This window comes from Kitasatospora sp. NPDC002543 (assembly GCF_053594915.1).
This window is the reverse complement of record NZ_JBSFWR010000004.1, coordinates 162,152-174,855: the sequence shown is the minus strand read 5'-3', so window position 1 is coordinate 174,855 and position 12,704 is coordinate 162,152. Positions and strand designations below refer to the sequence as shown.

General features: G+C 75.6%; 12 protein-coding genes. 2 read left to right on the top strand and 10 right to left on the bottom strand.

Annotation, left to right across the window (positions count from 1 at the left end; genetic code table 11):
- Positions 1–161: 161 nt before the first annotated feature.
- The 3 genes from ACWD4P_RS03755 to bldG form a co-directional block, all read right to left on the bottom strand.
- On the bottom strand, positions 162–929 hold the full coding sequence (locus tag ACWD4P_RS03755) for a hypothetical protein (RefSeq protein WP_449778440.1): 768 nt from the start codon (positions 927–929) through the stop codon (positions 162–164).
- Positions 930–1,349: 420 nt separating this feature from the next.
- Positions 1,350–1,769, bottom strand: coding sequence for an ATP-binding protein (locus ACWD4P_RS03750; RefSeq protein ID WP_359817035.1), 420 nt, complete (start codon positions 1,767–1,769; stop codon positions 1,350–1,352).
- Positions 1,770–1,928: 159 nt separating this feature from the next.
- The gene (bldG, locus tag ACWD4P_RS03745; protein ID WP_030240921.1) at positions 1,929–2,270 is read right to left on the bottom strand and encodes an anti-sigma factor antagonist BldG; all 342 of its coding nucleotides are present in this window, start codon (positions 2,268–2,270) and stop codon (positions 1,929–1,931) included.
- A 222-nt stretch (positions 2,271–2,492) separates the two neighbouring features.
- Between bldG and ACWD4P_RS03740 the strand changes: the two genes are divergently transcribed.
- A complete protein-coding gene (locus ACWD4P_RS03740; protein ID WP_449778439.1) occupies positions 2,493–4,928 on the top strand; it encodes a DEAD/DEAH box helicase in 2,436 nt (811 codons plus the stop codon).
- Here ACWD4P_RS03740 and ACWD4P_RS03735 read toward each other — a convergent pair.
- The 7 genes from ACWD4P_RS03735 to ssd all read right to left on the bottom strand — a co-directional run bounded on the left by ACWD4P_RS03735 (position 4,923) and on the right by ssd (position 10,927).
- Positions 4,923–5,459, bottom strand: coding sequence for an Rv3654c family TadE-like protein (locus tag ACWD4P_RS03735; protein WP_449778438.1), 537 nt, complete (start codon positions 5,457–5,459; stop codon positions 4,923–4,925). The two genes, ACWD4P_RS03740 and ACWD4P_RS03735, sit on opposite strands and share 6 nt — an antisense overlap.
- Positions 5,447–5,809 (bottom strand): TadE family type IV pilus minor pilin, encoded by a 363-nt coding sequence (locus ACWD4P_RS03730; RefSeq protein WP_449778437.1) that lies wholly within the window; start codon positions 5,807–5,809, stop codon positions 5,447–5,449. Before ACWD4P_RS03730 ends, ACWD4P_RS03735 begins: the two co-directional genes overlap by 13 nt.
- Before the next feature lie 340 nt (positions 5,810–6,149).
- Positions 6,150–6,443 carry a DUF4244 domain-containing protein gene (locus tag ACWD4P_RS03725; RefSeq protein WP_449778436.1) on the bottom strand — a complete coding sequence of 98 codons (294 nt, stop codon included), beginning with the start codon at positions 6,441–6,443 and terminating at the stop codon, positions 6,150–6,152.
- A 69-nt stretch (positions 6,444–6,512) separates the two neighbouring features.
- Positions 6,513–7,286: a type II secretion system F family protein gene (locus ACWD4P_RS03720; RefSeq protein WP_449778435.1), complete on the bottom strand. Its 774-nt coding sequence runs from the start codon at positions 7,284–7,286 to the stop codon at positions 6,513–6,515.
- Positions 7,286–8,326 carry a type II secretion system F family protein gene (locus ACWD4P_RS03715; RefSeq protein WP_449778434.1) on the bottom strand — a complete coding sequence of 347 codons (1,041 nt, stop codon included), beginning with the start codon at positions 8,324–8,326 and terminating at the stop codon, positions 7,286–7,288. The genes ACWD4P_RS03720 and ACWD4P_RS03715 overlap by 1 nt, the downstream gene beginning before the upstream one ends.
- Positions 8,327–8,465: 139 nt before the next feature.
- The gene (locus tag ACWD4P_RS03710) at positions 8,466–9,803 is read right to left on the bottom strand and encodes a TadA family conjugal transfer-associated ATPase (RefSeq protein WP_449778433.1); all 1,338 of its coding nucleotides are present in this window, start codon (positions 9,801–9,803) and stop codon (positions 8,466–8,468) included.
- Positions 9,803–10,927, bottom strand: a complete 1,125-nt coding sequence (gene ssd / locus ACWD4P_RS03705) for a septum site-determining protein Ssd (protein WP_449778432.1) — start codon at positions 10,925–10,927, stop codon at positions 9,803–9,805. The genes ACWD4P_RS03710 and ssd overlap by 1 nt, the downstream gene beginning before the upstream one ends.
- Before the next feature lie 725 nt (positions 10,928–11,652).
- On the opposite strand from ssd, the gene ACWD4P_RS03700 reads away from it, so the two are divergent.
- Positions 11,653–12,552, top strand: a complete 900-nt coding sequence (locus ACWD4P_RS03700) for an HAD family hydrolase (RefSeq protein WP_449778431.1) — start codon at positions 11,653–11,655, stop codon at positions 12,550–12,552.
- Positions 12,553–12,704: the final 152 nt, after the last annotated feature.

The following is a 12,704-nucleotide window of genomic DNA, read 5'->3' as shown; positions in this document are numbered from 1 at the left end:
GCCTCGGCGGCGAGGACAGCCGGCTCTCGCTGACCGACACGGCGGGCGCCCTGGCCGACACCGCCACCACGACCACCACCACCGTGGTGGGGCAGGTCCGCCGGTGGCCGGTGGCCGGTGGCCGGGAGGGCGTACGCCGGGTCCTTCCGGGCCCTCCGGGCTCAGCTCGCGCTGGGGGCGGGGGACGCCGGAGCGGTGGTCGCACCGGTCGCGGCCGGGCTCGCGCCGTCGGTCGGGCCGGCCGCCGGGGTGGTGGCCGGAGCGCTCGGGGCGTCGGTGGCACCGGGGCCCGGGGCCGGGGCCGTGCCGGTGCCGCCCGGGGCCGGGGTCCCACTCGCGCCGGTACCCGCACTGCCGCTGGCGCCACCCGTCGGAGCGGTGGTCGGGGACGGCTTGCAGCCGTCCTGCTTGGCCATCGCCGCACCGAGGTCACCGTGCTGAAGCTTGCTCTGCGCCTGGGTGGAGAGCGAGGCGAGCTGCTGCACCTGGTCGGCCACGCTGCGCAGCCCGTCGGCGAACTTGGCCTGGTCGTCGTTGGGCAGCGCGTCCAGCTTCTTCTGGACCTCCAGGTAGCCGTCGGCCGCCTTCTTCAGTTCGTCGACGGTGTCCTTCTGGAGGGTCGCGCCGTCCTTCACCTTGGGCGCCCCGGCCGTGTCGATGGCGGCGGCTATGTCCTGGTTGGTCTTCGCCAGCCGCCCGATGTCCGTGGAGAGCCGCTTCTGGAGGTCGGCCGGCGCCTCGCCGGTCTTCACCTGGCCGGTGTCGGCGAGCGCGGTCTGCGCCTGGGCGATCGGGTCCTTGGCGGCGCCGCAGACGTTCGACGCCCAGGACTCCAGCTGCTTGCTGTTGTTGTCGTCGCCGCCGCAGCCGACGGCGCCGAACGCGAGCAGCACGCCGAGGGCGGGTACGGCCAGCAGTCGCTTGTTCACCGGGAGAGGCCTTTCGGTTTCGGTCGTCATCGGTCGTCGAACCTACACGGCCGGTGTCCGTTCCCCGGTTCCCGGTTCTCCCCCGAACCCCGCTGCCCGCTCCGCTCGACGCCCCGACCACGTGTCGTGCCGGGCGTGCGCGGGCACGGCGGGAACGGCCCACCGCGGCCGACCGCCGGGTACGGATCCGCAGGGCCGCCCTCGCCGCGGCTTCCGTGGCTTCCGTGGCTTCCGCGACACGGTCCGCGGGGTCGGCGACGTGCCGCCACGCCCGCCCCGGGATGGGGCGCAGCCTCATCCCGGGCGCGCACGAACCGGGCCCGTGCGCCGGGCATGTGAGTGGGGCCCGTGAGCCGGATGCGAGAAAAGCCGACGGCCCGGGGCAGCGTCGAAGCGGCGCCCGGGCAGCGCCGAAACGGCTCAGACCGCGATGGAGGCGACCGAAACCGGCCAGCTCATCCGGATCAGGCCACCGTCCGCCCCGTTGGTGACCTCCAGGTCCTCGACCAGGCCGGTGATCACGGCAAGGCCCAGGGTGTCGTCGTCCGGCTCGCCGCCCTCGGCGGCGCCGGAGGCCGGGACGGCGGCGGGGCCGGCCTCGTCCTCGACCTCGATGAGGAAACGCTTCTCCTGGTCGGTGAGCGCGACCCTGACCGTGCCGCCGATGCCACCGCGCTGGTGCAGTCCGACCGCACGGGAGCACGCCTCGCCGACCGCGAGCCGTACCTCGTCGAGCACCGACTCGTCGACCCCGGCCCGTCTGGCGACGGCCGCGGCGACCAGCCGGGCCGTCCGCACGTGCTCGGGAAGCGCGCTGAATCGAAGTTCGACGGTTGCCATCTCTCCCCCTCGGGGTACTCCGACGGGGGCCGGAGCTCCGGCCCCTGCGGGCCGGCGGAACCGGCCCAGGGGCGCCCGGCGACGCACCGGGCCACACGGACCCGGGCACCCGGACGCGAGGAACGAGCGGGGCCGGCCACGAGGGCCGGCCCCGCCGCGTCAGTCGGTCGCGCTGACCGCGTCGTCCACCGAGGTGTGGATCGGGAAGACCTTGGTCAGGCCGGTGATGCGGAAGATCTTCAGGATGCGCTCCTGGTTGCAGACGAGGCGCAGCGAGCCCTCGTGGGCGCGCACCCGCTTCAGACCGCCCACCAGCACACCGAGGCCGGTCGAGTCGAGGAAGTCAACGCCTTCCATGTCGACGACGAGGTGGTACTTGCCGTCGTTGACGAGCTCGACCAGCTGCTCCCGCAGCTTCGGGGCGGTGTACACATCGATCTCGCCGCCAACCTCGACGACCGTACGATCGCCGACTGAACGGGTCGACAGGGACAGGTCCACGGAACCTCCAGCACCTTGCCTTGCTACGTCATGTGCGATCCTCGGCCGGACGGCCGCCACCGCATGGTCGCGAGCCCGGGCGCGCCCAGCCAACGCGTGGCAAGCCTCAGCGCTGCGACCCACGGCCATACGGCCGTCACGGCCACATTCAACCACCTGCGGCCATGCCCGCACGATGGCTTACGACGATTCTCCGTCACGCCGGTGACACACTGGGTCCTCATGCCGCCCCGACACAGCCCGCCCGAGGCACTGCTCACGACCCTGGCCACCAGTCGGGGGCGGTCCGACCGGCTCACCCATACGGAGCATCTTCCCGCCCGACCTGCGCGTTATTCACCGTGGCCCGACTCGATCCGTCCGGAGGTCGTGGCGGCGGCGCGCGCCGTCGGGGTGGAACAGCCGTGGGCGCACCAGGCAGAAGCGATGAACCTGGCCAAAAGCGGCCAGACTGTGGTGATCGCCACAGGAACCGCCTCGGGCAAGTCGCTGGGCTACCTCGCCCCGGTGCTCAGCGACCTGCTGGACGGCACCGAGGCCCGCAACGGCCGCGGCGCCACCGCGCTCTACCTGGCCCCGACCAAGGCACTCGCCGCCGACCAGCGACGCCGGGCCGCCGAGCTCGCCCCGCCGCGGGTGCGCGCCGCGCTCTACGACGGCGACACCCCGCCCGAGGAGCGCGAGTGGGTCCGCCAGTACGCGTCCTACGTGCTCACCAACCCGGACATGCTGCACCGGGGGATCCTGCCCGGACATGCCCGCTGGTCCTCCTTCCTCAAGGCGCTGCGCTACGTGGTCGTCGACGAGTGCCACAGCTACCGGGGCGTGTTCGGCTCGCACGTCGCCCAGGTTCTGCGGCGGCTGCGCCGCATCTGCGCCCGTTACGGTTCGTCACCCACCTTCCTGCTGGCCTCCGCGACCACCGCCGACCCGGCCGCGACCGCCCGGCGGCTGACCGGGCTGCCCGCCGTGGCCGTCACCGAGGACGCCTCGCCGCGCGGACCGATGGTCTTCGGCCTCTGGGAGCCGCCGCTGACCGAGAACGTCGGCGAGCACGGCGCGCCCGTGCGCCGCACCGCGACCGCCGAGGCCGCGCACCTGCTGACCGACCTGGTCGAGCGGGAGACCCGCACCGTCGTCTTCGTGCGCTCCCGGCGCGCCGCGGAGCTCGTCGCGCTCCAGACCCAGGACCAGCTCGCCCGCCCGCTCGCCGGACGGGTGGCCGCCTACCGCGGCGGCTACCTCGCCGACGAACGCCGTGCCCTGGAGCGCGACCTCCACACGGGCCGACTGCTCGGCCTCGCCTCCACCTCCGCTCTCGAACTCGGCGTCGACATCTCCGGTCTCGACGCCGTCCTGATGGCCGGCTATCCCGGCACCCGGGCCTCGCTCTGGCAGCAGGCAGGCCGGGCCGGCCGGGAGGCCCAGGGCGCGCTGGCCGTCCTGATCGCCCGCGACGACCCGCTGGACACCTACCTGGTGCACCACCCGGAGGCACTGTTCGCGGCCCCCGTCGAGGCCACCGTGCTCGACCCCGACAACCCGCACGTGCTCGCCCCGCACCTGTGCGCGGCCGCCGCCGAACTCCCGCTCACCGATGCCGACCTGGAACTGTTCGGGCCGTCCACGGCACCGCTGCTGCCGGTCCTGGAGCGACGCGGCCTGCTGCGCCGCCGCAGCGACGGCTCCTGGTACTGGACCCGTCGCGAGCGCGCGGCCGACGCGGTGGACCTGCGCGGCAGCGGCGGCAGTCCGGTGCAGATCGTCGAGGCCGACACCGGCCGGCTGCTCGGCACGGTGGACGCCGCCGCCGCGCACACCACTGTCCACACCGGAGCCGTCCACCTGCACCAGGGTCGCACCTACCTGGTCCGGGAGTTCGACCTGGAGAACTCCGTCGCCCTGGTCGAACCGGCCGACCCGCCGTACACCACCGCCGCCCGAGACATCACCTCCATCTCCGTCCTCGACACCGACACCACCGTGGACTGGGGCGAGGGCCGGCTCAGCTTCGGTTCGGTGGAGGTGGTCAACCAGGTGGTCGGCTACCTCCGCAAACGGATCTCCACCGGGGAGATCATGGGCGAGAGCAAGCTGGACCTGCCGCCCCGCACGCTGCGCACCCGCGCGGTCTGGTGGACCGTCACCGAGGACCAGCTCCTCGACGCGGACATCCCGCTCGACCAGCTGCCCGGCGCCGCCCACGCCGCCGAGCACGCCTCGATCGGCCTGCTGCCGCTGTTCGCCACCTGCGACCGGTGGGACATCGGCGGAGTCTCCGTCCCGTTGCACCCGGACACCGGCCTGCCGACCGTGTTCGTCTACGACGGCCACCCGGGTGGGGCCGGCTTCGCCGAACGCGGCTTCCAGCGGGCAGTCCAGTGGTTGACGGCCACCCGGACGGCGATCGCCTCCTGCGAGTGCGAGCGCGGCTGCCCCTCCTGCGTCCAGTCACCCAAGTGCGGCAACGGGAACGATCCGCTGGACAAGGCCGCCGCCGTCCGGCTCCTGGACGTCCTGCTGGCCGGGGCCCCCGGAGCCGCGGAGGCCCAGGGCGGGCCGGGCGGGTCGGAACCGGACCGGCCCCGGACGGCCGGAGCCAGGGCCGTCCCCGAGGCGGCCCCCGAGGCGGACGACGGAGCGCCGGACGGTTCATGAGGCCGCGGAGGCCGCCACCGCGGAGCTCGGGGCTCCGGACGGAGCACCGCCCGGCCCGCCGTCCGGCACGTCCTCGGGGCCGCCCGTGACCGGGGCACGCACCGGCCCGGCCCTGGCCCTCGCGCGTGCCGGACCGACCCGGAACCGGACCGGGAGCCCGCGGACCTCCGCCTCGGCCACCACCTCGACGGCATCCGCCGAGCGGTCGACCGCACAGGCCACCAGCCCGGCGCCCTGGGCGGCGGCGATCGCGGCGGCCCGGGCGCAGCCGCCGTCCCCGTCCAGCAGCAGCCGGCCGGCCGCGGCGAGGGCCGCGAGGTCGGCCGCCGACTCCGCCCGGTGCCGGGCCGCGACCGCCGACCCCACCGCGAGCGTCCCGCCGAACACCGCCGTGCCCAGCATCGCCAGTGCGAGCAGCCAGACCGTCGCCGAGCCGGCGTCCGGCCCCCGGCCGCCCGTCGCTGCCGCTCGGGCGGCTCGGACGCGTGCCAGCCGCTGCGCCGTGCCCCGCGGCCCGGTCAGGACGGCCATGGGCCACCACCCCGCTCCGCGGCCGCCACCAGGACGTCCTCCCGTGCCGCCACGGCCACCGCCCCGAGCCGGACGGCGAGCAGTCCGCCGAGCCTGCCCGGCCCCGCGCACGGCGCCTCCACGTCGACCCGGACCGTGTCGGCGGCCAGGGCCACCCGGACCTGCGCACCCGGTGGGGCCGCCGCGCGGGCGATTTCCGCCGCGTCCGCCTCCCCGCGTGCGGCCGCCCTGGCGCCGATCCGGGCGGCGTCCACACAGCGGATCTGCGCAGCCGCCGCGAGCACGCCCCAGATCAGCATCGCCGCGAGCAGGACGAGGGCCGGCAGTACCACCGCCGTCTCCGCCGTCACGAAGCCCGCGTCACCGCGCCGCCCCGGGCGCGGCGACCACGTCCGGCCGGCACCACGCGCCACCGACCGACCAGGGTCGGCCCTCAACTCGCTTTCGGCCGCCCGGAGTCCGGGCTGGGCGACGTCGCGACGGCGACGGCGGAGAAGGCGGAGAAGGCGGAGAAGGCGGAGGCCGCCGCGCGGCCCGGACGCGGGCGCCGGCGCGCCTAGCCGGCCGGAGCCGGGGGCGCCTCCCGACCGCCCGGCGGCAGGCCGTCGACGAACGACGGCCGCCCCACGAAGCTTGCGCGCGGGCCTCCCGGTCGACGGCGGCTCGCGCTCGGGAGCTCGGCGACAGTCCCTACGTCGCATGGAGCGCCCGCACCAGCATGTCGGTCAGCGCACCGGTGATGGCCTCGCTGGTCACCACCTTGTACAGCCCGGCCGCGAGGGCGCACGCGCCCAACGTTCCGACGGCGTACTCGGCCGTGGTCATCCCGGCGTCCGAGCGGCCCCGGAGGCCGGCCACCCGGCGGGCACGGCAGGTTGCCCAGCGCACCCGACGGGCAGCCCGACGGCTCCTGCGCCGCCAGGCCCCGACCGACGGGCGGAGCGGGCGGTCGGCGCCGGGCCGGATCGCGATCACTGCGGTCATGAATCTCTCCTGTCGTTCGTTGTTCGTTGTTCGTTGTTCGTTCGGCGGTCCCGCGCAGCCGATTCACCCTCACATCGCCTGGGCGAAGCGGGCGGTGATGCCGACGACCACCGGCACCACGCCGATCAGCACGAAGGCCGGGAGGAAGCAGAGCCCCAGCGGCGCGGTGGCGAGCACCGCGGCCCGGCGGACCCGGGCGTGGGCCGCCCGCGCGGCCGCCGCGCGCTGCCCCTGCGCCAGCCCGATCAGCGGGCCGGCGGCGGGGACGCCGCCGAGGCTGCTGCGCTCCAGGCATCGGGCCAGCGGCGCGAGTGAGGGGTGCTGCTCGCCCAGGCGGCGCCAACACAGCTCCGGCGGTGCGCCCAGGGCCAGTTCGGCCCCGATCGCCACCAACCGGGGCCCCAGCGGCGCCCCCACACTCCGACCCACCGCGGAAACGGCTTCCGAGGGCAGCGCCGCCGAACCGAGGCAGGCCGCCAACAGCTCCGCACCCAGCGGAAGTTGCCTGACCAGCAGCTCCTCCTCGCGGGCCTCCGCGCGGTCGGCGGGTGTCCGCGCCCCCGCCGACCACCGGTGGACGCCCACCGCCAGCAGCACCCCGACGGCCAGCCCGGAGCCACCTCCGAGCAACACCGCCACCCCGAGCCCCGCCGCGGCCGCCGTGACCACCCGCCGCCGGCGCCCTGCGCCCAGGACCGGCACGCCGGTTCGCTTCCCGCTCGCCTCCCGCGCTCGCGCCCGGACCAGCACCCGTCGACGCCTCGCCCGGCCGCGCACCGACGTCCACCCCGCGATGGCCACCCCGGTCGGAAGGGCGACCGCCGCCCACTCGACGCCCCGCATCACCTCACCCCCGCTCCCGCCCCGGGCAGCCGAGCGCGCAGCCGTCGGGACCCGCGTACGCGCTCGCCCGGCCGAAGAGCCGTCGCGGCACGGCCGGAGGCCCGACGCCGCCCGCTCCGCCCCGGCAGCGTCTCCAACGCGCCGTGGGCCGCCACCCGGACGATGCGTGCCGTCCAGAGCACGCCCAGCCCCTCCAGGAACGCCCCCGCCAGGAGGCATCCCAGCCCGGTCGGGGTGTGCAGCAGGACCTCCGACGGACGGGCCCCCAGCGCCGCGCCGAGAAGCAGCCCGATGCCCGGCAGCGCCGCCAGGACGGCGATCGTCGCCCGCGGACCGGCCAGTTCCCCGGCGATCTCCTCCGCGAGCACCCGCTCGCCACGCAACGCCTCCGCGACCCGCTCCAGCGCATCGGCCAACCCCGACCCGCTGTCCGCCGACACCCGCCAGCAGGCCGCGATGGCCGCGGCCCCACCGCCACCGGGACGTTCGGCCAACAGGTGCAGCGCGGCGGGCACGTCCGCGCCGTAGCGGCCGGCCGCCAGCCGGGCCACCGACTCCTCGCCGAGTCCGCGCAGCCCCTCCGGGTCGGCGGCGAGGCGCACGGTGACCAGGTGCAGCGCCTGCTCCGGCGTCGCCCCGCCGCGCAGCTCCCCCGCCAGGCCGACGCAGAGCTCCACCACCGCCGAGGCCCGGCGCCGCGCCTCGGCCGCCAGTCGCCGTCGCAGCCGCCATCCACGCAGCGGCAGAACGGCCAGGGCCGCCGCGAGCGCCGGCACCGGCGAGGCGGTGCCCTGCCCGGCAGCCAAACCCACCGACAGGAGCAGCAGTTCGGGCGCCAGGAACTCCGGCAGTCGTCCACCGACCCGCGCCGTGGCCTCCGAGCCGGGCCCCCGCACCGGGGGCCCGCTGCCGGCCAGGACCAGCCTGGAGCGCCGCCCGCCCGGCAGCTGCTCCTGCACCGCGCGCCAGGCCGCTGCGGCCGCCAGGCACAGCACCACCGTCCAGCAGAGCGCCAACTGACTTTGCGTCACATCGCTCACCTCCGTTCCCCTCGGCCTTTCCGGCCCACGCCGCCGAGCAGCAGCAGGGCACCCGCTGCGCACCCGCCCAAGAGCAGGGCGAGGGCGAGTTCCACCACCCGTACGTCCACACCCACCGCCTTCACCGGCGTCGTCTCGATCACGGCCGCCCCGGTCCGAGCGACACCCCGCGCGCCGCGAGCAGCCCGATCAACCGCTCCCAGCCCGCACCGGGACGCAGGCCGCCGGAGGCTGGGAAGGCCACCGCGGGTGTGGTCACGGCAGATCCGTCACCGGCCCCGGCCAGCGTGTGGATCTCCGCCACCCGACGCCGCCCCGAGCCCGGATCTCGGACCAGGTGCACCACCACGTCGAGCGCGGCCCGCAGTTGGCTGTGCAGCGCCGTCCGGTCGAGACCGGCGAGCGCGCCCAGGGCCTCCAGCCGGACCGGCACGTCCGCCGCCGTGTTGGCGTGGACGGTGCCGAAGCCGCCCTCGTGGCCGGTGTTCAGCGCGGCCAGCAGGTCCGACACCTCGGGCCCGCGGACCTCGCCGATCACCAGCCGGTCCGGGCGCATCCGCAGCGCCTGACGGACGAGGTCCCGCAGCGTGAACTCGCCCAGCCCCTCCTGGTTGGGCGGCCGGCTCTGCAACCGGACCACGTGCGGGTGGGCCGGTTGCAGCTCGGCGGAGTCCTCGGCGACCACGATCCGCTCGTCCGGCCCGACCAGGCCGAGCAGCGCCGACAGGAGCGTCGTCTTCCCCGAGCCCGTCCCACCGGACACCAGCAGCGACAGCCGGGCCCGCACGATGCCCGCGAGCAGTTCCGCGCCCACCGGGGGCAGCGATCCGCCCGCCACCAGTTCGTCGAGCGTGAAGGGCCGGGGCCGGCAGACCCGCAGCGAGATGTGCGTGCAGCCGGCCGCGATCGGCGGCAGCACGGCGTGCAGCCGGGTGCCGTCCGGCAGTCGGGCGTCCACCCACGGGCGGGCGTCGTCCAGCCGACGGCCGGCCGCGGTGGCCAGCCGGTGGGCCAGCCGCCGCACCGCCCCGGCGTCGGCGAAGCGGACTCCGGTGGCGCGCTGCAGGCCGCCGCCCCGGTCGACCCACACCTCCTCCGGGCCGTTCACCAGGACGTCCGTGACGTCGGGCGCCGCCAGCAGCCGCTCCAGCGGGCCCGCACCCACCAGTTCGGCGCGCAGCGAGCGCACGGTGTCCAGGACCTCGTCCCCGCCGAGCGGCGGGCGGGTGGCCCGCAGGGCGGCCGCGACCGATCCGGCCGTCGGGGCGGCGCCCGATTCGGCCAACCGCAGCCGGACCGCGTCCACCAGGGCCGCCGTCCGCTGCTCGCGGGCCGTCCGGCCGTGCGGGCAGGGCCCGTGCCCGGGCTCCGGCGGACCGCCGGACGGCGGCACGCTCCGCAGCGGCGGGTGCTCCCGCGCACCGCCGCCCGGGCCGGGCGGCCCGCTCCCGAGGACTGTTCTCCGCAGACGGACCATCAGTACACCCCTCCTCCGACCGCCGGCACCGGCGGCAGCACTTCGTTCAGGAAGCCCGCGCAGAAGCGCGCGAGCGGGCCGTTGTCCCGGCTCCCGGGCGGGACGCCCTTCACGACGTCCTGGGCCAGGCCCGGCTCCGGCTCCAGCTCCCCCGCCAACGGCAATCGCAGCCCGCGGACGATCTGCCGGGCCGGGAGCCCGCCGGCCCGCACCGGCCGCACCACGGCCCGGACGTCCCCGAGCCGCATCCCGGCGGCCGCCGCGACCCGGTCAGCGGCAGCCACCGCCCGCAGCTCGGCCGACACCACCAGGAGCGCCACGTCGGACTGCTCCAGCGCCTGCCCGGCGGCCGCGTCGAGGTGGCGGGGCACGTCGACCACCACCAGCCCGCCGCGCCGTCTGGAGGCGGCCAGCACGCTGCGCATGGCCTCGGGCGGCACGGTCAGGGTGTCGCCGCGGTCCCAGGAGAGGCAGGACAGGGCGGAGAGCCGCTTGAGCACCGGCAACGCCCGGGCCAGCTCGGCCCCGCTGACCCGCCCGCGGGAGCCGGCCAGATCGGGCCAGCGCAGCCCGCTGACCCGCTCGCCGCCGAGCAGGATGTCGAGGCCGCCGCCCAGCGGATCGCCGTCCAGGAGCATCGTCCGCCGGCCCGCCCGCGCGGCCGTGACCGCCAGCGCGCAGGCCAGCGTCGAGGCCCCGGCCCCGCCGGACCCGCCGAGCACCGCGACGGTGACCGCCGGACAGCCGACTCCCTCGGCCGCGTCGGCGACCCGGTCGAGCAGCCAGGCCTCGGCGTCGGGCAGGAACAGCACGTGCTCGGCCCCGAGTCGGACGGCCCTGACCCACACGCCGGGGTCGTCGAGGTCCAGCCCGAGCAGCAGTACCCCGGCACGCCGCCCCAGCTCGGAGCAGCGGACCGCCTGATCGTCCCCGACCAGGACCAACGAGGCCCCTTCCCAGAGGTCCCGCGTCGGCGGCGCGCCCCGGACCAGCCTCGGCTCGGTGCCCGCGGCCGCGCAGATCCGCAGCAGGTGCTCGGCCAGGCCCTCGTCCTCGGTGACGACGAGCGGCCCGGCGATCGCGGGGCCCTCGGCCGTGATGTGGTCGGCGATCGGCGTCGACATGGTTTCTCCCCTCCGCGCCGCCGGCCACCTGGGGCGGCCGGCGGCGCACGTCGGACGGTTCCGGCAGACGGCCGCCCGACAGACCTCTGGAAGAAGGGGGATGAGGCCCTGCCCGGCGACCGCCGCCGGTCATCAAGGTGGGGGGAGATCCGGATTCCGTCATCCGAGTTCCGATTGCCTGTGGATAACTCGTGGCCGCGGAGGAAAACGTTCACCCGGGCGGGGGGCTATTCGGCGAAGAATTGACGAATGGGGGTCACCGAGATGAACCGGCGGTCAGCCGCATCGCGTTCGGGCGTTCTCCCCGCCGATGTCCGCCGCCCTCCGGACACCGCCTCCGGACGGGCCCGCGGCACCGATCGGAACCAGCCGTTCGGTTCCCGACGGACATGAGCAGATGGCGACGGAGAGTGACGAAAGTCGATCGGCGCGCCGATCCGGCGACACCCCCCGTAGATCGTCCGCGCCACGGCGGCGAACGCGCCGCGAGGGGCGTTCAAGCCCTGAAAATGGCCCCGGACGTGCGACGACCCCCGCCGGGGGGGGAGAGCGGGGGTCGTCTATCCACAGCCCGGCTCGGGGGGGAGGAGCCGGACCGGGTTAGCACGGTCGCGAACGATCCGTGACTTCCATGGTGTACCCGAGCGGCCAGAAACACAAACCCGCACGCCCGCGAGTACACCGAATGGCGGGGTGTTTTGCGGCTCCCTCTATCCTCGGTTCCCGTGGACACCACCGAGAACGCCGACGACCACGCCGACGAGTCCCCGGGCGACACCACCGGGCCCGAAGAGCTCCGCCCGCCCGTTCGCCACCGACCCGGCGGACCGCGCACGGCGGCCTTCTTCGACCTCGACAAGACCATCATCGCCAAGTCGAGCGCGCTGGCCTTCAGCCGCCCCTTCTACCAGGGCGGTCTGATCAACCGTCGGGCGGTCCTGCGCAGCGCGTACGCCCAGTTCGTCTTCCTGGTCGGCGGCGCGGACCACGACCAGATGGAGAAGATGCGCGAGTACCTCTCCGCGCTCACCCGGGGCTGGAACGTCCAGCAGGTCCGCGAGATCGTCGCCGAGACCCTGCACAACCTGATCGACCCGATCATCTACGACGAGGCGGCCTCGCTGATCGAGCAGCACCACGCGGCCGGCCGGGACGTGGTGATCGTCAGCAGCTCCGGCTCCGAGGTGGTCGAGCCGATCGGCCGGCTGCTCGGCGCGGACCACGTGATCGCCACCCGGCTGAAGGTCGAGGACGGCTGCTACACCGGCGAGATCGAGTACTACGCCTACGCCGAGAACAAGGCCGCCGCCATCCGGGAGTTGGCCGCGACCGAGGGCTACGACCTGGCCTCGTCCTACGCCTACAGCGACTCCTCCACCGACCTGCCGCTACTGGAGGCGGTCGGCCGCCCTTCGGCGGTCAACCCCGACCGCGCGCTGCGGAAGGAGGCGCAGGCCCGGGAGTGGCCGGTGCTGGTCTTCGAGAAGCCGGTGGAACTTCGGCGCCGGCTGCCCGAGTTCTCCGCCCCGAGCGGTTCGGTGCTGACGGCCGTGGCGGTCGGGACGGCCGCGGTGACCGCCGGGGTGATCTGGTACCTGGCCCGCCGGCGGCGCCCCGGCGCCTGAGGCACAACCCTGCCCCACCCCTTTGGCCAAAACGGGCAATCGGGACAGACTTCTCGTTTCGGGTTCCCCTTTCCCCCGAAACGCGATACAAATGAAGCACGGCCCGCGAGACCCGGTCAGGACCTAAGAGGTCAAACCGACAACGCAGTTCA